This window comes from Pedobacter sp. KH_004 (assembly GCF_057840755.1).
In genome coordinates, this window is the sequence record NZ_CM174519.1 from 882434 (window position 1) to 906369 (window position 23936).

Here is a 23936-nt window from a genome sequence, read left to right on the forward strand (position 1 = left end):
TTTTAATTGGTAATATGAAAAGAATCAAGTTTACGGAATCCCAGATTGTAAAAGCAATCAAGGAACATGAGAGCGGCAAAAACGTGCATGATCTCTGCAGAGAGTTAGGAATTAGCACTGCAGCCTTTTACAAATGGCGCCAAAGGTATGGCGGAATGGAAGTTAAAGAACTATCGAAATTAAAGGCGCTGGAAGAAGAAAATGCACGTTTAAAAAAAATGTATGCGAATCTTAGCCTTGTGCATGAAGTTTTCAAGGAGGCTGTAGAAAAAAAGCTTTAACGCCTGACGAGAAAAGGGGTCTAGTGGATGAAATGGTAAAAATGATAAGCCATCGTCAGGCCTGTAAATGCGTTCGATTAAACCGAAGCAAGCATTATTATCAACATAAACGACGCGATGACAGTGAAGTAGTTGATGCGCTTTCACTTCTTGTTGAAAAGCACGTTTCCATAGGCTTCTGGCCGTGCTACTACCGATTGCGTCGAAAAGGGCTTAAATGGAACCATAAAAAGATTTATAGGATTTATACCTCAATGAGGCTTAATATCCGCCGCAGGGCTAAGAAGAGGCTACCAGAAAGAGTCAAAAAACCTTTATTCGTGCCAGAGACGATAAATGAGGTATGGTCTATGGATTTTATGAGTGATGCACTTTGGAATGGACGGAAATTTAGGCTGTTAAACATCGCTGATGATTACAACAGAGAGATGCTTAATATGGAGATAGATTACTCACTTCCGGCATTGCGAGTTATAAGAGCCTTGGATGAACTAAAACAATATAGGGAGCTTCCAAAAAAAATAAGAATGGATAATGGGCCGGAGTTCATCTCGCATAAGTTGGATGAATGGGCAAAGGAAAACAATGTTGAACTAGTTTTTATCCAGCCAGGAGAGCCAACACAGAACGCATATATTGAAAGATTGAATGGAAGCATAAGAAGAGAATTATTAAATGCTTACATATTTCACTCCCTGGATGATGTAAGGGAGAAAGTGGAGGAATGGATGGTGGATTACAATTACCATCGACCACACCAGGCATTAGACTTCAAATCTCCGGTAGATTTATTACAGGAAATTTGAGGACAAAATTATACTTTTGAATGGTCTGAAAAACGGGGGAGCTTACATTTATTCACCTCGCTGGCTTTCTAACTTACCTCGGAGCGGAAATACCAGTTTTTAATTGTGATAAAGAAACACAAATCCTATGCCCTTGTCCAGTGGCCCGGTAAGCCCTAACCAAACAGTCTAATTATATCTACCGTCGACATTTATCTACTTTTTTTTTCGGCTTGCATCATCTAAACTGTTGTAATCCTTTTCGACCTTTATTTAACGTTAGCCAATAGGTCTATGGAACATAAATTAAAGATTTTTCAAAAATTATCCTCAAAAATCCGGCATTCGACCGGATCCGTTCATGAACAGGTCTCTTTAAGCCTCCCGATTAAGTTATTAGTTGGTCTTGTTGGATCTGCAGGATGGAAACGATGTTTATCACAAGTTTCCTTGATTCTTTTTCATGAAAAGTAAACGGTTACAAGGCCTCTAATCAATGACACTATAAATAGCTTTGGCTGAATGAACGACATCAAATGTCGCACCCAGGTTCAAAAATTAACACCATATCTAATGACAAACAAGGAAATTGGAATTAAAATACTGAACGAAATCTTCACACTAGGGAACATCCATGCAATTGACAAATATTGTAATGAGAATTACCTTCAACAAAGTCCCTCAAGTATAAACGGACATCAGTGTTTGACAGATATGCTAACACGGAATAAAAAAAGTAAATTCCGTTGGCTTCCGGACATCTCTATTGAATCGAACGATCTTGTAATATCTCACAGTCAGATCAAAGGATTACGTAGACCAGTCATGCTACTGGTTATTTTCAGATTTGAAGATAATAAGATTGCCGAGCATTGGGTGTGGATTATTAATAAGTTCTTACCCCTAAGATTGCGTGCGAAGATTAGCTAGCTTCCTTTTCCGCAATGACAACGCAGAATTTATCGCTGATAGGAAAATTATACGGTTATTTTTTGTTAAGGTAAAGCATATTTTTTTCTGGGAAGAGCGCACTATGAGAATTACGGCGATCTTTCTTGCTGATATGTTTTCTGAAAAAATCCAAAAAGGAGAAAAGCCCTGACATACATCAGGGCTTTTATATCAACTAACCTAAACTTGTAATATTAACCAAATATTACAACACAAATATGCCTTTATTATTCACAAAATGTTAATCTGATATTATACTTCATTACAAAGTAACCTAACACGGGTTACTATGGTTTTAGAAACGATGGATGTTCGGCGAATTTAGTTTTTGTGATCATGTACAGCAAGTTCCCTTGATTTCCTTTGCACCAATTTAAATGCTAAACCGATTCATTCCCCTAATGTGCTGAAGGAAATTCATCTGCGATCTTTAAAACGAAATTCTAATGGCGCATACTCGCTATGCCCGATATTGAGCTTTTATTTCGGTTTCCGGTATGGATAATGAATGCTAAGTTGACAACTGTTGCGTTTCTGCAATTCTATCAAAGTGATGGACGGTTCTGGCATCAATAAGCGATATCCCCTTTAAGTAAAATTAGAAGTCCCTTTTAGAAAAATGAAACTTGTATAGATGGAACTTAAGCTGTTCTCCAGGTTCAATATCGACAGGTTCATAAAAGGGTGACGCAAGGTCGATTAATTACGATGCATTTACCATGGATGCAACAAATCTTTTTGCTTCCCTTAGTAAATCGAAAACACTTTAAGATTACTAATTTATTGAAAAATTATATCCTGTTATGACCTGATCTGAGCCATTCAAGCCTTATATATCAGGAAAGATTGAACTGATCAATACAAAAGACAACTTCATAAAATTTTCAAATCCGTAGACATTTGTGGATGTATTTTTTAGTCAAATATCATTGTTTAACACTTCGTTAAAAATCAATTTTGAGTTGAGAATCCTAAGTGCCATTTAATGAATTAACGGAGAACTAAAATTTATTTTTAATTGTAAATTATGAAGAAACTAATCTTTCTAGCAGCAGCTACAATCAGCATTTTAAACAGTAGGGCCCAATCTACTGAACAATCTATCGGTGCAGATATGATCGTGTTTAATGCAAAAATCACTACCGGAAGCCTGTCCAAGCCCCAAGCTTCTGCACTCGCGGTAAAAAGGGGTAGATTTTATGCATTAGGCACTGATGCAGAGATCCTGAAATTGAAAGATCAGGGAACGAAGCTCATCGATGCAGGCGGTAAGCGCTTGATTCCCGGGATCAATGATGCCCACATCCATATTTTAAATGAAAGGAGCTATAATTACACGGTCAGATGGGACGGTGTGCCAACATTGAAGCAAGCACTGGAGATGTTGACCGAACAGGCGAAACGAACCCCTGAGGGACAGTGGGTAAAAGTTATTGGCGGGTGGTCGCCATACCAGTTCAAAGAAAATCGATTGCCGACTATTGAGGAAGTTCGCAAAGCGGTTCCAAACAGACCTGCTATTGTCCAGTATGCCTATAACCGTGCATTTCTAAATGATTTGGCCATGAAAGCATTCGGGGTAGGTACAAGCCGTTTTCCAGCGCTGCCCGGTACGGTATTTGAAAAAGATAAAAAGGGAAATTATACCGGAGTTGTTGATGGGTATACATTTACTTTTATTTCTCTCGAAGCCATGGTTCCTCAACCTTCAAGTGAGGAGCAGCTTAGCTCCATCACAAATGTGGTAAACAGTTTGAACCGGTTTGGTATCACCTCGGCTGTTGATGGCGCCGCATTGGTAGGCCATCCTAACGGACACACCCAAATACGGCAGCTGACGAAAGAAAACCGTTTAAATGTTAGAATGCCCTTTATTGACCTCCAATATGGTGATGCCAACAGCGCTAGCCTGGTAGATGCGGAAATTAACGCGGTTATTAAGAAATCTCCCATCAGTCCCGGAGAGAATCTGCACCCGACTATGGCCCATGGTCATGAATATGAAGGTGCTGGTGAGTTACTCAGGATGGAGCTCCATGACCATGAAAATTTCGACCGGCCAGCAGTTGTAATTGATCAGGAGGTGATGCGCCGTTATATAACAGAGGATGTAACCAAGTTGGTGGAGAAAGGTATTCCTTTCCGCATGCACATCAGTTATAATGAAAACATCTCACCATTCCTGGATGCGCTGGAGGCTATTAATCAAAAGACGCCTTTAGATGGTCTGCGCTGGAGTATCGAGCATGCAGAAACAATATCCCTTGAAAATGCTGCTAGGGTCAAAAGACTGGGTGGAGGCATTGCACTGGACACTAAAATGGCCATGCACGGTGACGGATTTATAAAAACGTACGGCCTGCAGAAAGCGCAGCAAACCCCGAGACTGCGTGAATTGCTCGACAGTGGTGTTCCGCTTGTGATGACCTCAGACGCATTCAGGGTTGCTTCCTTTAACCCATGGATCGGCATAAGCTGGATGACTACTGGAAAATCAGTATCAGGTGCTGAAATATTGGCCAAAAATAACCGGTTAACAAGGGAAGAAGCGCTAAGGTTATTTACAGTGGCACCTACATGGTTTGAGGATCAGGAGCGGGAAATGGGAAAAATTATTCCAGGTTACTTTGCAGATTTCGTTTTACTCAATAAGGATTATTTTACCATACCGGAAGAAGAAATCAAGACAATATCGTCCTCACTGACGGTAGTAGACGGTAGAGTGGTTTTTGGTGCGGACGAGTTTAGTAGCCTGTCCCCAAAGTTACCTGAAACACTTCCTGCCTGGTCCCCATTTAAATATTTTGGCGGGTATACCAACACGAAAAACTAAAATTGAGACTTGAAAAGCTTTATGCTTTTCCAATTAAATGATAAGCCACATTTCACTAAGTTTTTACAACAGTGCCAGCTCAAGGTGGCACTGTTGTAAAACTAAAAATCTGAAACATGAAAACACTGAGAATATTTTTCTTTCTTGCAATGACAAGCCTTTGCGCGACAGCTCAGACCTGGAAAAGCGACCCTGAGCATTCAAGGCTTGGTTTTAAAATAAAGCATATGCTTATTTCTGAGGTCAACGGCATATTTAAAGACTTTGAGATAAAAGTTAGTGCCCGCAGGCCGGATTTTAGTGATGCTCAGGTGGAATTACAGGCCAAAATCGGCTCTATTGATACCGAGGTTGAAGCACGTGATACTCATTTGAAAGGGGAGGATTTTTTTGATGTGAAAAATTATCCGACCATTCAATTTAAAAGCAAATCTATATCCAAAAGGGTGAAAAATGTATATTTGGTAACCGGAATGTTAACGATGCATAACATCACCAGAAATGTAACCTTAACGATGGTTTACAATGGAACAATAAATAATGCAGTGACGAAAAAAAGAACAGCGGGTTTTCAGGTAACCGGTGCGATCAACCGCTCTGATTTCCAAATCGGTAATAAGTTCCCTGATAAATTAGTAGGTGATAAAGTTTCTATTATAGTTGATACTGAACTTCAGTTACAGTAAGTTACCCAGAATGGAAAAAATACGTTTTTTATACTCAAAAGCCGATCAGTTGTTTTGCTGTGTCCTAACGCTTGAGAATTTCTGGAGGTCGCAGGCAAAGTATCCAAAAGCCTGCGAAATGCATCCTCGACTTGTCCTGACCAAAAATTCAGCAGGGTTTAGGCCAAAGACGATCACGCTTAAAGGCTCTCCGATAAGTGCTATATAAAACAGGTTTATAAAGAAAAAAGAAGCATAATTGTTTTAGAACAGCTGCAATGGTTGCAGGTTAGTGATACACCCCTGGTGATTGCGAAGATTTCCGGACGGTTTTTATGCTGGCATAAACGGCTTGTCGAAGAAGGGGTGAGCGGCATCTCCGTAAGAACTGAATTTCCCCACTTTATTTCTGATGAGAATCAGTAATAATGTTGATGATTTCTCGCCAAAATCAATAGCATCTAAAACGAGCAGGAGATATGTGCTGTTCCAGAGCAGTTTACGGTTTGCAAATAGGGCGCTTCCCTCCGGAGTTCAGTTATAATCACCGGTGCCGGGCATATCTGACTGACTCATTCTAGTCTGGATAGCTTCCTGCACTCATACTAACAGGGAAATCGAGGCATTTCTCATCAGGCCTCCGGTGGGCTGATGAGGGATGGCCCAGCGTCTTTCGGCCACCAGACTTCCCGATGTTCTCTTTGCAGACATGGCCGCCAGTCAGGAAGCACTCCTGATCCGACCCTCAGCAGGTGTCCCCATTTGCCCCTTAACAATCCTAGCCCCTGTACCGGGATCCCCCCAACGGTTCTTATCTTTCAAAGTTAGTGGAGTTTCCAATCTGTACTCACATCAAAGGGCTTCTATAGGGCTGAAAGGATCATTTAAAATAGCTGCCTATCAGGCGCCTAAGCGATAAATGAATGTTACATAAGCTGTTGCAATAAGGTCACTAATTGTTGGTTTTGGTGGATGAAACCTGCAGTCTGCGCTTTTTCAATAATACCGGGATGCCGCATACTAAACTGCGTTTTTTATTTATTAAATTCTTTTTACAGGTGAGCATTCACCGCCAGTTTCTGTTTCAAGGAATCATTTTTCCATTTTTTACGGTCAGATTCTTGAAAAATGTGTGTAATGTATTGGGCTTCAGCCATTTCTTCTCAGTAGCGGAATTACCTTCGAGCCAATGAGATCAATTGCCTTCATTGACTGCTGATGGGTGAGGCCTGCAATATCCATCTGGAACATGAAACGGTCTATACCTCCAAGGGATTCACTATGGCGAATGAGTTTTTTAGCAACCGTTTCTGCGCTGCCAACGACTAGTGCACCTTTTTCGGATATCAAGGAGTCAAAATGGCTTCTGGTAACAGGAGGCCATCCCCTTTCAAGTCCGATTTTTGTCCATGACTCCTGGTACCCCGGATAATAATCTTCGATTGCTGACTGATCATTCTCACCAACGTAACCCGGTGAGTGTAGTCCAACCTTCAACTCCTCCGGTTTAAACCCTGCCTCTTCTCCAGCCTTTCTGTAAAGATCAACTAAGGGACGGAAATGATCAGTTTCACCTCCTATAACTGCCACCATCAAAGGAAGTCCCAATGAACCGGCACGGATAAATGACTTGGCTGTACCACCTACACCCACCCATACCGGTAATTTCTCTTGAAGCGGTCGGGGATAAACAGGCTGATTTTTCAGTTCCGGCCGAAACTTTCCCGACCAGGTAACAAACTCTTCATCGCGTATCCGAAGCAAAAGGTCTAATTTTTCCTTGAACAGCGCATCATAATCATTCAGGCTATATCCAAACAGGGGAAAGGCTTCAACCGAAGACCCGCGGCCGGCAACAATCTCTGCACGTCCTTTGGAAATAATATCAAGTGTTGCGAATTCCTGAAACAATCGGACCGGATCTGATGCACTCAACACGCTCACCGCACTCATTAAGCGAATGTTTTCGGTACGCGCCGCTGCTGCTGCTAAAATCACCGTTGGTGCAGAATCCAGAAATTCTTTCTTATGATGCTCACCAATGCCAAAAACATCTAGTCCGGCAATATCAGCGGCAACAATTCTATCCAGCAACTGTTCCATTGTTTCTACACTCTTGAGCTCAGCGCTGCTATACATTGCCGATGCAAAACTATCAATGCCTATTTCCATTTATTTTAATGATTTTAAGATTTACCTTTCCGGGTGTCATCATTTCCAATTCAACTCCTGACAACTCCAGATTTAATTCATATTGAACCCTCTTTTGGGGCTATCCGTAAATATTTCTCGTCTGTTGTTTATGGGTTTTATACCCATCTATAACAAATGTCAGCATATGTAATCGCGTTAAGGTTGATGCATATCTAGAAATGAAGTAGATAAATATCTATTGTTTTATGGCCGTTTTTTCTTTCCAGGATATAATTCGAATGATTTTCGCCTGAGCACGATCATCTGTTCTCCTGCGAACCAGGCGGTTAGCATTTTAAGTTTGTTTGAGACGTGAAATATCATTTATTTTGCAAAATATTTATCTTAAATTTCAGTTTCAGTTTAAATTTTAGAATCCGAGGGGAATTATGCACGAGTTGTTTTTTGCCTACTTGAGAAAATACACTTCTGCTCCATTATCAGATGGGGATAAGTTAATGATCACCAAGGCACTTTCACCACTTAAATTAAGGAAGAGACAACACTTTTTATTAGCAGGGGAACACTGCAAGTATCTTGCTTTTATCACTAAGGGTGCCATGCGCCAATACAGGGTAGACGATAAAGGAATTGAACTTACCGCAAGCTTGGGGGTTGAAAACTGGTGGGCTTGTGATCGTGAAAGTTTTGTGCTCTCAACACCCAGTATCTACTACATTGAGGCCTGTGAGGATAGTGAATTGCTCGTTATGAACAGGGAAGAAAATTTGGAGCTTATGAAAGTAAAGCCTTTTGCGGAAATGGTAAATGCGCTCAATTATAATAATAATGCAGCAAATCAGCAAAGGATTGCCTCTTCGATCAGCCTGACTGCAGAGCAGCGTTACAATGATTTCGTACAAGCTTACCCCGAGCTTGTTCGCAGATTTCCTCAGCATATTATCGCTTCTTATCTTGGGATAACAAAAGACACTTTGAGCCGGATCAAACGTAATTGGCTTCAAAGATAACGGATCTTTCGATCTTCTTTTAGGTAGGCTGTGTGTGTTTTAGATAATATACCTGATGAACTGCTGAATTCCAGGGGACAGGAACACCTGCCTGCGTTTCTCCTGATGAATTTATAACGATTTTAGAATATCCTTTGTGGATTACGAGACCGGGCTACTTTAAGGATACGAAGGAAAGTGAAGCCGTAGATAGGTCTGATAGCAAGATTTTTATCTGCCTTTTAAATAACTTCAGTCTATTTTGGGATCTGATGCGAAGTATATTCTTCGCTTAAATTTATATCCAGCACCAGCGGGCCACATTCAAGGCAACACCAACAGGATGTGGCGTGGTTGTAATGAAAGACCTTTAAGCTTTCAAGGGTAAAAGAAATCACCCGTCTACGCTAAATTTCAATCCTGAACACGGAGTCTCTTATGCTATTTGGTCCCGCTAATTGACCACCTTAAATTCCAGTGAGCATTATTTTCATGTGCCCAAATTCAAACAACTGCTTCCGATCGATTGATAGCGCCAGCTACATATACATTTGTCTACGCGAATTATAGGTATAAATCATCTTTATAACTGTCTCTTCTGGGTTAAATTTGGTTAATAACTCGTCAGGTCCCGGAGGTGATTGCGCAGAACGATATACAGTACTAATCACCATACCGAATCCTGGTTTGTAAACGACCTGATAAACAATAAAACCTATAGTCTATGCTTAAAGCACTTTTGGCCTATATCAATGAATATTCTAATTTGGTGTTAAGCCCTTCCGAAACTGAATTGATCAATTCCTCATTCCAAGTAAAAAAACTGAAGAAAAAGGAAATTTTTTTACGTACCGGGGACGTCAGTCGATATTGCGGATTTATCGTTAAGGGATCGATGCGTACCTACAAAGTCTGTGATAAAGGTATGGAACACGCGGTAAAATTAGCCGTTGAGAATTATTGGATAGGAGATTTGGGTAGCTTTTCATCCCAAAAACCGTCTAGCTATAATATCGATGCAAGAGAAGACACCGAGCTTAATATTATCAATAAGCCACAGGCTGACTTTCTGATCGCAAATTCGCCAGCCTTTGCCTTAACGCTACGTCTTATGGAGGAGAAAAATGCAATCTCCGCACAGTTCAGGCTTGACGCTTACAATTTTCTCAATGCAGAACAACGGTACCAGGCTTTTGAGGAACGATACCCGCTGTTATTCCAACGCTTTCCCTCACATATCCTCGCATCATTTATCGGTGTTCAAAAGGAGACCCTTAGCAGGATCCGGAATTCCAGATATCAGGGCTTGTAGAGAATGTTGGTAGGGCTTTTAAGGTATTGACCTCCCCGGGGTTTTGCGCTGACATGATGGATAAATATGGTTGGTAATAAACTTTATTCAATAGTGATTTAATGCTTGAACGATTTAACATCTGACAGGAAATGACCATGGCATCTTTCGGCTATTGGAGTATGGACAACATACAACATCAAACAGGATTAAGTGAGATTTTATCTTAACTTTTAATGTCAAAATTTATTAAGGATAGAAATGGTTTCAATCAAGTTTACCTCGGCAATATGCTGGTGAGAAATACTTGGATGAGTTGACCAGTGAGAATTAGATATTCAAAATTGAAACCTGTCTCTTTGCAACACATGATGATGAATAAGGCTGAAGACCTCGGATCAAATAACATTTTCGTATATTAGCCATACAAATTTGACTATGCCGGCTTATGATAAATACGACGAAGATAAGCTCCTTGCGCTTTTGCGATCGGGTGATGAATCGGCATTTAATGAAATTTATCAACGATACTGGAAAAAGATCTTCCTCCTTGCTACCAATTCCCTGGGCAGCGTTGAGGAAGGGGAGGAATGCGTTCAGGATATTTTTTGTAGTATATGGCAAAGGAGAGAAACACTTTTTCTAAAATTTTCACTATATACTTATCTGGCTGTCGCGGTCAAGTACCGCGTAATCAACGCCCTCGATAAACGCTACAGAAAGCGCCAGAAAATCGCTGCCCTGTTACCGCACCAGCTTCCTGGATTTGCAGAGCCTGCGGACGTTGGCCTGTTGGAAAAGGAGCTGATGGCACAGCTCGAAGCATCTGTAGCCAGTTTACCTGAGAAATGCCGTATCGTTTATAGAATGAGCCGAGAAGAAGGGATGACCCATCGTCAGATTGCACAGGAACTTACCATATCAGAAAAAACCGTCAATAATCACATTACAAAAGCGCTTAAGGATATCTCTGCTAACCTGAAGGGAGGCCTTCAATTTATAGTCGTTACAGAATTCATTAGGGATATGATAGAAAAGAATTGAAAGCAGATACTTATTTCCACTTTAGATCACTCTACACTGTATCTTCCCTGATTTCTGTTTGTCGTAAATTTTGGTTCCGCTGCTCCATACAGTACATTGAATCAATGTGGTTATCGTAATAATCGACCGTTTAACCAATGCCTGAAATATGCTATAGTTTATCGGTCATGAAGTGGATCCCGCAGTCTTAAACGTTCCGCTTTTTCAGAAAATAAAGTTCTTGTGTTGAGGTTCAGATTGGATGAAGGTGCGTTGCAGCAAAAGCTGCTGTCAGGATATGCGTCCAAAAGGGCTGGTAAATCCATCCTTCTTTTTACATATCACTGCCTGACATGCACTTTTATCCGGGGTGCTGAAAATATTTTTATTTTGACTAGGTATCTTTTTAATTTATCTGACTATTATCTGAAACAGTAAATTATGGACAACAAATTTACACAAGAATATATAGAATATTTAGCGCATAATTTTAAAGAGGGCTCATTATCACCCCAGGAACGGGCAGATTTTGATGCCTGGTATGATTTGCAGTTAGAGAAAGAACTGGATTTGTCCGATACTGAAATTGAAAATGAAGAACAACATAGAACAAGGATATATCAGATCATCAGCAATAGAATCCAGGTCGATGCAGTTCAGGATTCCCCAAAAGTTTACAGGCTCTGGCCCCGTATTGCCATCGCAGCTGCGGTGTTGATAGTGATTTTTGTTTCCACACTCTGGTTTTATCAAAATAAAGGCACCCTGCAAAATATTGCCGCGATCGGGGATATTAAAGCAGGGAGAAGTGGTGGAACGCTCACACTGGGGAATGGAGAAAAAATACGCCTGGCTGATAACCTGACCGGAAGAATAGCGGCACAGTCTGGAGTCGTGATCAATAAACTGGATAAAGGGGAGATCGTTTATCAGGTTTCGGGAAATAGGGCTGATAGAATAGAGTACAATACACTCCAAACTTCCCGGGGTGAACAGGCAAAGGTCCTTTTGCCCGATGGTTCCCTCGTTTATTTGAATGCTGCATCATCTTTAAGGTTTCCTGCATCATTTGCAAATATGGACAGGCGAGAAGTGGAACTTTCAGGCGAAGGTTATTTCGAAATTGCAAAGGATAAGAATCATCCTTTTATCGTCAAAGCTGATCTGCAAAAAGTGGAAGTTCTTGGAACCCATTTCAACCTTAATTCATACGGCGATGAGGCAGACTTAAAGACAACCTTATTAGAGGGGAGTGTCAGGCTGACTGCAGGGAAAATTAACAGAACACTGCTTCCCGGAGAACAGGCGGTGCTAAAGAACAGTAAAGTTGACATCAGAAAAGCCGATATCGAACAAATTGTCGCATGGAAAAACAACGAGTTCATCTTTAGGGGCGATGATTTCAGGACCAACATGCGCAAAATTGCGCGTTGGTATGATATCGAAGTTTTATATGAATCCGACGCACCGGACAATTTCATGCTGGGAGGTTTCCTGTCAAGATCCAGAAATCTCTCAGAGGTACTCAGCCTTTTGGAAAAGACAGATAAAGTACACTTTCGCCGGAAGGGACGCAAAGTCTATGTAAGCAAATAAAAAAAAACAAATCAACTAACTAAAAAAGCAACCGAACCAAATGAAAAGATATTTACGACAGAAAAGCTAAGGCTAAAAAACCAAATCCCGATATGGATCGGGATTGGTTGATATTTGGTACCGTCAATAAAATCAACTTCTTGTGCAGCTGCCCGATGCTTGGACCCAATAAGGCAACTGCTGAACCAAAACCATTCAAATGTATAAAAAATATATTATCAATATTGGTGTGTCCAGTCGGCATATCATTAAAATATGGCTCATTATGCGACTAACTACCGTAATACTGTTGGTTACATTCCTGCAGGTAAGTGCGGCAGCTCTTGCCCAGAAAGTTACCCTTAATCATAAGCAAGCTCCGTTGGAGAAAATATTCCGGGAAATCTACAAACAAACGGGTTATGATTTTTTGTATGATAAAGATCTATTGGACAGCAAGAAGCCGGTAACCATCAATATTGTTGACTATACGATTGAGCAAGCATTAATTCGTTGTCTCAGTAATCAGGGACTGGAGTTTTCCATCGAAAACAAAACAATTTTTATCAAGGAAAAGAAGAAGACTATCCTCACCTTACTTACAGATGCACTTAAGTTCATTACGATCAGGGGAAAGGTCCTGGATGAAAAGGGATTCCCGCTCTTCGGTGCAACGATAAAAGTCGTGGGAACAACAAAATACGCGATAACCGATAACCGCGGAACATTTGTTATTTCCGGACTTGAATCCGATGCAGTTCTCGACATCAGTTATATAGGATATAAAACGGTTACACTCAGGGCACAGCCGGACATGTCCATATCGTTGTCGCTCAATACCAAAGAATTGTCTGAGGTGATCGTGAATAAGGGTTATTATAAAGAATCGCAGCAGCTTTCCACCGGCAATATTACCTCCATCTCATCAAAGGATATCGAAAAACAGCCGGTTGTCAATCCCTTGCTGGCTTTGCAGGGAAGAGTTGCCGGCCTGCAGATCACCCAGAACAGCGGGGTTGCCAATACTTCGGTGAACATACTCATCAGGGGAAGATCTTCTCTGAATGCTGCGGTAGCCAACAATCCGCTCTATGTTATCGATGGCGTTCCTTTCCAATCACTCCTGCTAGCTGATGTGCTGGGAAACAATGGGGGCACAGGGGCGAATGCGGCCAGTCCGCAGGGCAATCCCCTTAATTATCTTAATCCAAATGATATCGCCAGCATTGATGTTTTGAAAGATGCAGATGCCACAGCAATTTATGGTTCAAGGGGAGGAAACGGGGTAATACTGATTACCACAAAAAAAGGGAAAGCTGGAAATATGACCCTGAGTGCTAATCTAAGTCACGGAATCATGCAGGCACCGGCCCCTTTAGAATTGATGAATACCCGGCAGTACCTCCAAATGAGACGCGAAGCATTTATCAATGACGGACTTGCCCTTCCAAGTATGATCACCACACCAAGTGATGCCAATTTTGATCTTAACGGAACATGGGACACTACCCGCTACACCGACTGGCAAAAGGACCTCATTGGACAAACAGCCTCCTATACGAATCTGAATCTGTCAGTTTCGGGCGGGACCGAGGCCGTGCAATACAGCTTAAGAGGGACCTTTAACCGCCAGGGAAGCCTTTTTCCAGGGACTTTCGATGATAAAAGAGGGGCACTGAATTTTAGTCTGACTGCCTATTCCACCAATCGCAAACTTAAACTTGATTTTTCTGCAAATATGCTCAATGATTTTAATCGCAACGCCCAGAGTGACCTGACGCCCTTTACCCTTGCAGCACCGAATGCACCCAGATCCTTCAAAGAAGACGGTGCCCTCAACTTTGGTGGCGAACGGTCAGATAATGAGAACAATCCTTATAGCTATACTTTAAGGACCTACAACAATAAAACCAATAACACCATCCTGAGCCTGCGCCCTTCTTATACCATCACCAAAGGACTCATGGCTACTGCCAACATCGGCTACACAGACCTGAATTCTGATATTAAAATTCTTCAGCCCTCAGCAAGCTATTCTCCATTGTATCTTTCGCTTGCTCCAGTTTACAATATTGTAGCGACAAAGAATCGTCAGAAAACCTGGATAGTGGAACCTCAGCTGAGTTATGATTACACGATTAATAAACTAAAATTATCAGCGCTCGTAGGCACAACGTTTCAAAAATCCGATAATCAGGGCACTTATACAGCCGGATCAAATTTTGTAAGTGACCAGCTCATTGGCAATATTGCCAACGCAGGGGCACTCCTCACTGCCGATGCCGGTTCTTATCAATACAACTATAACGCAGTCTATGGTCGCCTAAATGCAAATCTGGCAGATAAATATGTACTTAACCTGACAGGTAGAAGAGATGGCTCTTCCAAATTTGGACCAGGAAATCAGTTCGGGAATTTTTATTCCCTCGGCGCTGCCTGGATATTCTCTTCGGAAAAGTTTGTGAGCGAAAATCTGGGGATCCTGAGTTTTGGAAAACTTCGCTCCAGTTTCGGAGTGACAGGTAATGACGGGATTTCAAATTATGCATACTATGACCTTTATTCCAGAAGAACAAATACCTATCAGGGACTTACCGGCTTTGTGCCCACAGCACTCGCAAACCCCGATGTCTCCTGGGAAAGAAACGCTAAAATGGAAATTGGCCTCGATCTGGGGTTTTTTAAGGACCGGATCAGCATATCCGGCTCCTACTATAGAAATACCAGTTCCAATCAGTTATTAAGCTACCGATTGCCGGGAATGACGGGTTTTACAGCTATTAACAATTACAACTTTCCTGCAACAGTTGAAAATTCCGGATGGGAGGGAATCCTGAACACTCAAAACATAGTCTCCACAGATTTTCGCTGGAGCACTTCATTCAATATTTCCTTTAATGCGAATAAGCTCAAAAAATTTGATAACCTGGGCAGTTCAAGCTACGCCAATTCACTCGAAATTGGTCAGCCTACAGATGGCAGGACCCTCGCCTGGATATCCACAGGAGTAGACCCGGTAACAGGCCTTTACACCACACTAAAAAGAGACGGTACTTCCGGATCTACAGCGGGTAGCAGTGTCAGTATTTCAGATCCTATTTACCAGACGACCTGGATGAATACACTACCGAAATTCTTTGGCGGCTTCAACAACACGCTGCAATACAAGAATTTTCAGCTGGATGTATTCCTGCAGTTTGTTAAACAGACCGGGCGGCTAAGCCTCGTTCAAAATGCCCCGGGATACTTCTTCTTCGAGCTTGGTAGCAGCGGTACCGGATCAAGCAATGTTCCTGTTCAGTTTCTTGACAGGTGGCAAAAGCCCGGGGATCAGGCTCCTTACCAAAGATTCACACAGTCGGCAGCCGGACAGCAGGCCTATCGCGCCTGGTCACAAAGCACAGCGACATATGTTGACGCCTCATACATCCGCATTAAGAATATTTCGCTGTCCTATCAATTGCCAGCGAAGTTCAAGGATAGACTGAAACTGAAAAACTCAAGTATAAACCTTTCCGCACAGAACCTGTTCACCATCACCTCCTACAAGGGACGCGATCCTGAAACGCAGCTCTTCTCAACGCTTCCACCATTGAAGGTTGTCGTGCTTGGCTTACAGTTTACATTATAAATGAACTATTATGAAAAAGTTAATTTCAATATCACTCGTGTTGTTTAGTGTAGCGGTGCTGTGCGCCTGTAAAAAGTTCGTGCAGCTTGATCCGCCAGATGACAGGCTCAACTATTCAACTGCCTACGCTACCAATGCTTCTGCTACCTCGGTAATCAATGGGTTGTATATCAGGATTATGGAAACGGCCAATGTAATCTCCACCTATTCTACCACTTACCTTGCACCTTCAGCGGATGAAACCAGAAACTATTTTTCCAATTCGACATCAAATTATTCCATGCTCTACAGAAATGAACTGCTTCCCACTACTGATTTTTACTGGAACAGTACTTATTCACTCGTCTACCACTGCAATGTCGCAATTGAAGGGATTGAAGCCAGTACCACGCTCAGCCTGGCAATTAAACAGCAGCTTTTGGGAGAAGCGAAATTTATGAGGGCTTTGTGTTATTATTACCTGGTCAATACCTACGGAAAGGTTCCCTTGCTCATCACCTCCGATTACCGTATCACCAGTGTCGCCCCCCGTGCAGAGATTTCTGAGGTATACGCACAAATGGTCAGCGACCTGAACGATGCGAAGTCCAAACTCAGCAAGGAGTTTCTGAACGGTGATGCAGCGAAGCCATACCCTATTGCCAGTGCTGAAAGGGTAAGGCCTACTTTTTGGGCGGCATCTGCGCTCTTGGCAAGAATCTATCTTTATGACAGGAAATGGGCAAATGCAGAGGCCGAAGCTACCACCGTTCTTGAAAATACGGCCATGTTCTCTCTTGCGCCGCCCGCCCAGGTGTTTTTGAAAAACTCCAGAGAATCTATATTTCAGCTGCAAACAGTCTCCGCCATCAATTATTCCTTATTCGATGCAAGAATTTTTGTACTCAGCACTGCTATTGGTACAGCCTCTTTTCCCATGGCGCTAAGTTCACAACTTTCACAGGCCTTTGAAACCAATGATCAAAGACGTGCGAACTGGGTTGGTAGTGTGTCCATTGGTGGCACCCCCTATTTATTTCCTTATAAATACCGTGCAAACAATGCTACCCTGGCTGCCTCCAAACCCGAATACCTGACGATACTTCGCCTTGCGGAACAATACCTTATCCGTGCAGAGGCCAGATTGCAGCAGAATAACATGGCTGGTGCATTGTCAGATGTCAATGTCATCCGTTCAAGAGCCGGTCTGTCTGCTTCCGGAGCCTCAACACAGTCAGAAATTATGAATGCAGTACTAAAAGAGCGTCAGGTAGAGTTGTTTTGTGAACAGGGACACCGCTGGTTTGATCTCAAACGTACCGGTCGCATTGATGAGGTAATGAATGTCGTTGCACCGGCAAAGGGGATAACCTGGAATGCCTTTAAACAATTATTTCCGGTTCCCGTAAATGAAATAAACACCAACCGTAGCCTGGATCAGAATCCAGGTTATAACTAAAATCCTATGAGATACTTAATCGCAATATTGATCAGCCTTTTCTCGCTGAGCGGAAAGGGACAACAAAAAGATAATTCTTTTCAACTCAACGGACAATTTGAAAACCTGTCTAATACAATGGTCTTTTTGGAATACTCTTTTGAAGGTAAAACCCAGATAGATAGCGTGAGATCAGATCAGAATGGACACTTCAGCTTCAGAGGAAAAGTCCCCGAGCCATTAATTGCCCTTTTGATCCTAAAACGCCAGCCCGCCATTTATAGGTTTTTCCTTGAAAATACCATTTATACACTCAATGGCGATTTGAAAAACATAAGTAAAACGCAAATTAATGGTGGCGCTGAACAGTCAGTCTATAACAAATACAGTGCGTTACTATCTGAACTGGATAGGTTCAATAAGGATATGCAGACGCCTATTCATTATAATCTCAAAAAGAAAGACACTTCAGGGCTCAATTCTTTTGTGTATGCTTCCACACTTCTCTGGCGGGATTCGCTTTTAACCAGGCAAATTGAATTTGTCTCCTCCAATCCATCCAGCGCTGTCTCTCTTTATGTAATGAAGCGTCTCACCGCAAGTGATGTAGGTACTTCAACCCTGGATAGCCTGATGCAGTTAATAGAGAATACTGCCGTTGCCCGCTATCCATCGGCACTAGAGATCCGAAAATTAATTAATTCCCGCTTTAATATTGTTATAGGCTCAAAGGCACCGGAGTTTACCCAGCCAGATACATCAGGTAAACAGGTTTCGCTCTCCGAGCTACGCGGCAAATACGTACTGCTGGATTTTTGGGCAAGCTGGTGTTCACCCTGCAGAAAAGAAAATCCCAATGTTTTAAAGGTTTATAATCAACACAAGAATGAAAACTTCACCGTTCTCGCCGTCTCTATAGATGTCAATAGAGACCAGTGGATCAAAGCCGTGCTCCAGGACGGTCTTCCATGGAAACAGCTAAGTGATTTAAAGGCAAAGAATGTAGCATCAAGGCTTTACGGGGTTACCGGACTGCCCATGAATTTTCTGATCGACCCCAAGGGCAAAATTATTGGAATGAACCTCCGTGGAACCGAACTGCAGAAAGCAGTTGAAGATGCAGTTTTCACCAAAACCCGCTAACCTATCAAGTACACAGATGAAGCTCCTTGCTTCTGTTAAATCCAAGATGATGAAAAAAATACTGATGTTTTTATTAACCCTTCTGTCTATTAATACGCTGAAGGCACAAAAAAAGTCCGGAATGGATTATTTAATCATAGGCCAATTCGAAAATGCCTCCCGTGTTAAGGTTTTTATCAAGGCCAAAAGCAATTATTCCAGATTCAGCGATAGCACGGTTACCAACAATAAAGGACATTTTGTGTTCAGGGGGCAGGTGGCAGAACCTCAGCCTTTTGCCTTAAAATTTGCAGATCAGCCAACAGTTTACAATTTCTTCGTAGACAACAGCACTATTAACCTGACAGGGGACACCAAAAAAATCAACGAATCAAAAGCAGTGGGTACCAATGACCAGATTATTTTTGATCAATACAATAACTTGAACCGGCAATTGCTCACTTATCAGGAAAAGCTAAATTTATCTATGACTGGCAATACAAAGACAGGTGCCCAGGAGATGAAAGCATTATTGCAGGTCAACCGTCAAAAACTAATGGATTCCCTGAGCAAGGTCTATGAGGCTTTTTTGAGGAAATATCCCGGAAGTGCAGTTTCGGTTTATATCATGAACAATCTGATCAGCGAGAGGTCTGTAAACGAAGCCGATAGCTTAATGCAACTTATCGAGCAAACGCCTGCAGGGGAATATCCAACTGCGAAGCGCCTGCGAGGCCTCTTAAATTCAAAGCTCAGTCGCCAGCCGGGAAAACCGGCTCTAGATTTTTCTCAGCCTGACACTTCCGGAGTAGCTTATCGATTGTCTGATTTTAAGGGGAAATACGTTTTCGTGGATTTCTGGGCAAGCTGGTGCGTCCCATGCCGAACTGAAAATCCTAATGTCAAAGACGCCTATAACCGGTTTAAGGATAAAAACTTCACTGTTATCAGTGTCTCCCTCGATGCAGACAAATCGTCATGGGTCAAAGCAATCAAGGAAGATAAGCTTTCCTGGCTTCAACTGAGTGATCTCAAAGCGATGGAGAACTTGCCGGCAAAAATGTACGGAGTAACTGCTATCCCGAGTAATTTTCTGATCGATCCCAGGGGAAAAATCATTGCTGCAGACGTTCGTGGGCTCGAACTGGAATATATACTGGAGACAACGCTCAATAACTAAGGATAAAAAAAACCGGGTATATAAAAAGTTTTAAAACAGCATAAAACGGCTCCGTTTTTGCGCGATAAAGGAGGTTCATTAAACCAGTTGACAACCAGCTATGGGATGTTGCATAATTAATGTTCGAATATGCTTTCCATAACATTAAACAAGGTTATTATCCAGACGCAGGCGCTTCTCCTCTCTAAACGCTCCACTCTGTGTCTTCAGATGTTGAAGTGGCCAGGTTGTAAGAAGTCCAGCAGGTAAGCAGGAGTATTTTCGAACTGAACAAAACGGAGTAATAATTTCAGGCAAATTGGAGCTTTCCCGCCATCGCTTAAAGCTGCAGTCATTACTTTCAAATATTTTACAACTATGGTTGATCCTTTAATTACAGATCAGCTTCCAGAGAAACATTCACTTATATGATCAAACAAAATTCAGTGAGATTTTAACGGTGCGGAAATTTTTATAAATGCTAGTATCTTTATATGAAAACAACTTCAGATTTATATATGACATTGAGGAGCAGGGATGTTATCATCAATGGTGAAAAATTTCGTATCCTCGAACAGGGCAAAGGCCCTGCAGTTCTTTTCTGCCACGGCTTTCCCGACACTGCGCGGGGCTGGCGGTCCCAGATGGCCAGCCTGGCAGAAGCCGGGTACCACACCATTGCCCTTGACATGAGAGGCTTTGGTAGCAGTTACGCCCCCGTTCAGGTATCAGAATACTCAGCCTTGCAGATTGTCGGTGATTTGGTGGGCGTTTTGGATGCCCTGGAAATTTCCAAGGCTGTATTGGTTGGTCATGACTGGGGCGCAGATCATGCCCAGCGAGCAATGCTCATGAGGCCGGACCGCTTCGTAGGATTAGCAAGTCTGAGTATTCCTTTCGCGCCACGTGAAGAAATAAGCACATGGGATGACCTAAGTGCCCGTGGCTTGGGCAGTTTATATTATGCGTTCGAAATGATGAGGGAAGGGGCAGAGGCCCGCTTTTTACCTCCTGAGTTATCGATACCCAGGATATTATACTGGCTTTCCGGTAGCCCTGATGAAGGGACCGGGTGGAATCCCATAGATCCTGCCCACCACATGTTACGTCCAATTGGCAATGCGGAAATGAAATGGGCTGATGATGATTACATAAAAGATACCATTCGTGCTTTTGAAAAAAGCGGATTTCTTGGGGGGTTAAACCACTATCGGGGTGCACAACTGACTTTTGAACTGATGCCGGCCTTTAAAGATGCGTTGATACGCCAGCCCTCGATATATATATGGGGCGAGCGTGACGGCCTGTGCAATTTCTTTCACCCTAAAGCGCCTACGGTAGATGAGCTCAGTGGCGTTCATCCAGGACTCATCAAGGTTGTCAAACTTGAAAGAATAGGTCATTTTCCTCATCTTGAAGCGCCCGAACAGGTCAGTGATGAACTCATTGAATTTCTTGGCCGGATTTTTTATTGATGATAATAATATTTAAGCAGTTATGAGAAATGAACATTATAACAGAAACTCAGTCCAGTCCCTTTTTGCAGCTGTCCGGGAAGGGAATGCCCAGAATGTGAAGCGCTCACTGCAAGGTGGAGTCCAAATCAACAATTATGACCCCGATGGGTTAACGCCGCTCATGATCGCCTCCGGATATGGACATTCATCAATCGTGAAGATTTTGCTCGAAGAAGGCGCTAACGTTCATATCGTGGATTTTGTCATGGGTGCAACCGCCTTGCACAAAGCGGCTCAATCTGGTAATGCTGAAGTGGTAAGGATACTCCTGGACCATGGTATTTTCATTGATCAGCAGTCTGCAGTTTTAGGCAATACTGCACTTATGGATGCGATACTATACAAACAGATCGAGGTTGTTCATTTACTTCTTGACTCTGGGGCGAGGACGGAAATCCGTAATTATTGGAACCAGACTGCACAGGATCTCGCCTCGCATGAAAAAATTTCTGATCTTCTGGACGCCTTGCAGGATTTTAAAAACAAGCGCCAAAAGAAGATTGCAGCGTTGAAACTTATTCCAGCCGTAAAATCCGGAAACATTGTAAATGTAAAAAATGCCCTGGCAAATGATGCATGGATTGAGGAACGCTATCCCATTGTAGGTGATGTGGATGATGACTACAGTGCGTTGGGGATTGCAGCCAGGGAGGGCTATGCTGAAATTGTTCGCCTGCTTCTTGAAGCTGGAGCAGATCCCTGGAAACCCACAGGGCTTATGAGGGGAACACCCCTGCATGAAGCTTCTTTTGCAGGTCATTCAAATGTTATCGGGATACTCTGCGAGATGTCCAGGTTGAAAAACTTACCATCCGATGTGAATGCACAGGGGCCATACAACGGATTTACCGCCCTACATGATTCGGTCTGGCACGGACATCTAAATGCATCCAAGGCATTGATAGCTTCTGGTGCGCGTTTGGATCTTACCAACCATTCCGGTATGACCCCTTATCTGCTCGCAAAATACTATGGATATCCGGAGATTGCTAAAATCCTTTCATCCGATCAAGGATGAAAGGGTATTCAATAAACCGATAACTCTATTTTTATATCCGGGGTGCTCCGCTTTAGATCTCCATCTAGAACGCACCATCATTATCAGTTTAGCTTACGATGCGGCAAACAGATGTTATATGTGTAGGCATGTTTGGCTCTTACCTATCGTAATTTCTCCGATCACTGTGGCAGCTGACCACCTGCTTCACTGTTATAACTCAAAAGAACAAAGAACTGATGAAGGAAAATATTTTCTTAATAGTAGATAGCCAATACAGTATGTGAATTTGTTAGAAAAGGTAGCGCTGGACGATTTTTTCTCCGGAATCCGGACAGGGAATCTCTCACATCCGTTCAGGCATAGACAGCAATTTTCACATCCTCAGGATCGCTCTGTTTCTACTTCTGTTCGGTCAGTACGTCCGGGTTGGCTCTTCCCATCTCGCCGGCCTGTTTGCAAATAAAACCAGGTCACCCTCTGCCGGTCAAAACTACACTGCGCTTTTTGCAAGCAGAGCCTGATATATATACTCAACACGTGATTCACTTCCTATGGAATATTTCCATCAACAGGAAGTTTAGAATATTTTTTCAAAGCTTATCCAAGGAACACAGTTATCCAGCCACTTTCTGATCTCGCAAAACCTGAGGTCGAAGCTTTGGCTATGACCAGCCATAGGCATAGGTCTACATTTTTTTTTGATCTATATCATCTTGATCATCCTTACAGTTAATGAAATTTGCTGAAAGAAAATGAGGTAATCCAATCTTAAAAACTTATAAATGTCAATCAACCGGTGAAAATAAAAATGCATTGCAGCGTTTTTCTATTCCTGGCAGAGCTTCGATAAAGAATATACTACTGATTTCATACAAACCATAAGATTCATACGATGATACCATTGAACAAGAACAAAAGTGCAATTTTAGATGCAGTACTTCTTTTAGTTATCCTGCTGCTTTACTTTACCAACTGGATCCAATTTCCTTTTAAGCTGCCATTAAGTGCATTACTTATCATGGTGGTAACTTTCTATAAGAATAAAAATTTACACCAGTTAGGTTTTTTGCCCAGGGCTTCACTGCCTAAAACAATTTTATGGGCCTCCTCAATTATTTTTATAGCGACAGTTGCTGTATTGCTATGGACTCCATTTTTGGAAAGCTTATTTGGCGAAACTGATTATACTGCTTACGGCGCTTTAAAAGGAAATAGATCATTGGTCCTCAAGCTTTGGATCTATGGAATGATTAGCGGTGCTTTTGCCGAAGAGGTGATCTTCAGGGGCTATTTCTGTTCCCTTGTTGAATCCTATATCGGAACATCACAATTTTCAAAGGCAATTATGGTCGTGGTAGGTTCCCTGTTGTTTACATCGGCACACTACACTCAGGGGATGTCGGGCGTTATCAATATATTTATCATCTCAACCTGCTTTTATATTGTGTTTATCCGAACTGGCAGGAACATCTATGCCATTATTTTGGCTCATGCGGTTATTGATACCGTTTCGTTGTACCAACTTTATGCCGGTATTTATTAG

At 42.3% G+C, this 23936-nt stretch carries 16 protein-coding genes; 14 read left to right on the forward strand and 2 right to left on the reverse strand.

The window, feature by feature from the left end; translation table 11 throughout:
• Positions 1-14: 14 nt before the first annotated feature.
• The 3 genes from AC3ITD_RS04060 (at position 15) to AC3ITD_RS04070 (ending at position 5536) form a co-directional block, all read left to right on the forward strand.
• Positions 15-1087 (forward strand): IS3 family transposase gene (locus AC3ITD_RS04060; RefSeq protein ID WP_489364188.1). Its coding sequence is split into 2 segments (ribosomal slippage): positions 15-276 and positions 276-1087, totalling 1074 coding nucleotides; the frame shifts between segments, so codons are not numbered across the junction.
• A gap of 1957 nt (positions 1088-3044) precedes the next feature.
• Positions 3045-4850 carry an amidohydrolase gene (locus AC3ITD_RS04065; RefSeq protein ID WP_489364190.1) on the forward strand — a complete coding sequence of 602 codons (1806 nt, stop codon included), beginning with the start codon at positions 3045-3047 and terminating at the stop codon, positions 4848-4850.
• Positions 4851-4966: 116 nt separating this feature from the next.
• Entirely contained in the window at positions 4967-5536 is a 570-nt protein-coding gene (locus AC3ITD_RS04070) for a YceI family protein (protein ID WP_489364192.1), read from the forward strand.
• A 1128-nt stretch (positions 5537-6664) separates the two neighbouring features.
• On the opposite strand, the gene AC3ITD_RS04075 is transcribed toward AC3ITD_RS04070, so the two are convergent.
• Complete coding sequence (locus tag AC3ITD_RS04075) at positions 6665-7687, reverse strand: LLM class flavin-dependent oxidoreductase (protein ID WP_489364194.1); 1023 nt, start codon at positions 7685-7687, stop codon at positions 6665-6667.
• A 410-nt stretch (positions 7688-8097) separates the two neighbouring features.
• Between AC3ITD_RS04075 and AC3ITD_RS04080 the strand changes: the two genes are divergently transcribed.
• The 8 genes from AC3ITD_RS04080 (at position 8098) to AC3ITD_RS04115 (ending at position 19897) form a co-directional block, all read left to right on the forward strand.
• A complete protein-coding gene (locus tag AC3ITD_RS04080) occupies positions 8098-8679 on the forward strand; it encodes a Crp/Fnr family transcriptional regulator (RefSeq protein ID WP_489364196.1) in 582 nt (193 codons plus the stop codon).
• Positions 8680-9382: 703 nt separating this feature from the next.
• Positions 9383-9970 (forward strand): Crp/Fnr family transcriptional regulator, encoded by a 588-nt coding sequence (locus AC3ITD_RS04085; RefSeq protein ID WP_489364198.1) that lies wholly within the window; start codon positions 9383-9385, stop codon positions 9968-9970.
• Positions 9971-10387: 417 nt separating this feature from the next.
• Positions 10388-10993: an RNA polymerase sigma-70 factor gene (locus AC3ITD_RS04090; protein WP_489364200.1), complete on the forward strand. Its 606-nt coding sequence runs from the start codon at positions 10388-10390 to the stop codon at positions 10991-10993.
• Positions 10994-11413: 420 nt separating this feature from the next.
• Complete coding sequence (locus AC3ITD_RS04095) at positions 11414-12568, forward strand: FecR family protein (RefSeq protein ID WP_489364202.1); 1155 nt, start codon at positions 11414-11416, stop codon at positions 12566-12568.
• Between the two features lie 199 nt (positions 12569-12767).
• Positions 12768-16178, forward strand: a complete 3411-nt coding sequence (locus AC3ITD_RS04100) for a SusC/RagA family TonB-linked outer membrane protein (RefSeq protein ID WP_489364204.1) — start codon at positions 12768-12770, stop codon at positions 16176-16178.
• A gap of 10 nt (positions 16179-16188) precedes the next feature.
• Positions 16189-17616, forward strand: coding sequence for a RagB/SusD family nutrient uptake outer membrane protein (locus AC3ITD_RS04105; protein ID WP_489364206.1), 1428 nt, complete (start codon positions 16189-16191; stop codon positions 17614-17616).
• A gap of 6 nt (positions 17617-17622) precedes the next feature.
• Positions 17623-18738, forward strand: coding sequence for a redoxin domain-containing protein (locus AC3ITD_RS04110; RefSeq protein ID WP_489364208.1), 1116 nt, complete (start codon positions 17623-17625; stop codon positions 18736-18738).
• A gap of 121 nt (positions 18739-18859) precedes the next feature.
• Positions 18860-19897, forward strand: coding sequence for a redoxin domain-containing protein (locus AC3ITD_RS04115; RefSeq protein WP_489364210.1), 1038 nt, complete (start codon positions 18860-18862; stop codon positions 19895-19897).
• A 206-nt stretch (positions 19898-20103) separates the two neighbouring features.
• On the opposite strand, the gene AC3ITD_RS04120 is transcribed toward AC3ITD_RS04115, so the two are convergent.
• Positions 20104-20232, reverse strand: a complete 129-nt coding sequence (locus AC3ITD_RS04120; RefSeq protein ID WP_489364212.1) for a hypothetical protein — start codon at positions 20230-20232, stop codon at positions 20104-20106.
• Between the two features lie 138 nt (positions 20233-20370).
• On the opposite strand from AC3ITD_RS04120, the gene AC3ITD_RS04125 reads away from it, so the two are divergent.
• From AC3ITD_RS04125 to AC3ITD_RS04135, 3 genes are all read left to right on the forward strand, one after another.
• Positions 20371-21351 (forward strand): alpha/beta fold hydrolase, encoded by a 981-nt coding sequence (locus AC3ITD_RS04125; RefSeq protein ID WP_489364214.1) that lies wholly within the window; start codon positions 20371-20373, stop codon positions 21349-21351.
• Positions 21352-21373: 22 nt separating this feature from the next.
• A complete protein-coding gene (locus tag AC3ITD_RS04130; RefSeq protein ID WP_489364216.1) occupies positions 21374-22411 on the forward strand; it encodes an ankyrin repeat domain-containing protein in 1038 nt (345 codons plus the stop codon).
• 874 nt (positions 22412-23285) lie between these two features.
• Positions 23286-23936 (forward strand): CPBP family intramembrane glutamic endopeptidase, encoded by a 651-nt coding sequence (locus AC3ITD_RS04135; protein WP_489364218.1) that lies wholly within the window; start codon positions 23286-23288, stop codon positions 23934-23936.

Bases quoted from the DNA above. Each gene is read 5' to 3' on its own strand.
- AC3ITD_RS04065 (WP_489364190.1), top strand. From the start codon at position 3,045: ATGAAGAAACTAATCTTTCTAGCAGCAGCTACAATCAGCATTTTAAAC.
- AC3ITD_RS04070 (WP_489364192.1), top strand. From the start codon at position 4,967: ATGAAAACACTGAGAATATTTTTCTTTCTTGCAATGACAAGCCTTTGC.
- AC3ITD_RS04075 (WP_489364194.1), bottom strand. From the start codon at position 7,687: ATGGAAATAGGCATTGATAGTTTTGCATCGGCAATGTATAGCAGCGCT.
- AC3ITD_RS04080 (WP_489364196.1), top strand. From the start codon at position 8,098: ATGCACGAGTTGTTTTTTGCCTACTTGAGAAAATACACTTCTGCTCCA.
- AC3ITD_RS04085 (WP_489364198.1), top strand. From the start codon at position 9,383: ATGCTTAAAGCACTTTTGGCCTATATCAATGAATATTCTAATTTGGTG.
- AC3ITD_RS04090 (WP_489364200.1), top strand. From the start codon at position 10,388: ATGCCGGCTTATGATAAATACGACGAAGATAAGCTCCTTGCGCTTTTG.
- AC3ITD_RS04095 (WP_489364202.1), top strand. From the start codon at position 11,414: ATGGACAACAAATTTACACAAGAATATATAGAATATTTAGCGCATAAT.
- AC3ITD_RS04100 (WP_489364204.1), top strand. From the start codon at position 12,768: ATGTATAAAAAATATATTATCAATATTGGTGTGTCCAGTCGGCATATC.
- AC3ITD_RS04105 (WP_489364206.1), top strand. From the start codon at position 16,189: ATGAAAAAGTTAATTTCAATATCACTCGTGTTGTTTAGTGTAGCGGTG.
- AC3ITD_RS04110 (WP_489364208.1), top strand. From the start codon at position 17,623: ATGAGATACTTAATCGCAATATTGATCAGCCTTTTCTCGCTGAGCGGA.
- AC3ITD_RS04115 (WP_489364210.1), top strand. From the start codon at position 18,860: ATGGATTATTTAATCATAGGCCAATTCGAAAATGCCTCCCGTGTTAAG.
- AC3ITD_RS04120 (WP_489364212.1), bottom strand. From the start codon at position 20,232: ATGACTGCAGCTTTAAGCGATGGCGGGAAAGCTCCAATTTGCCTGAAA.
- AC3ITD_RS04125 (WP_489364214.1), top strand. From the start codon at position 20,371: ATGAAAACAACTTCAGATTTATATATGACATTGAGGAGCAGGGATGTT.
- AC3ITD_RS04130 (WP_489364216.1), top strand. From the start codon at position 21,374: ATGAGAAATGAACATTATAACAGAAACTCAGTCCAGTCCCTTTTTGCA.
- AC3ITD_RS04135 (WP_489364218.1), top strand. From the start codon at position 23,286: ATGATACCATTGAACAAGAACAAAAGTGCAATTTTAGATGCAGTACTT.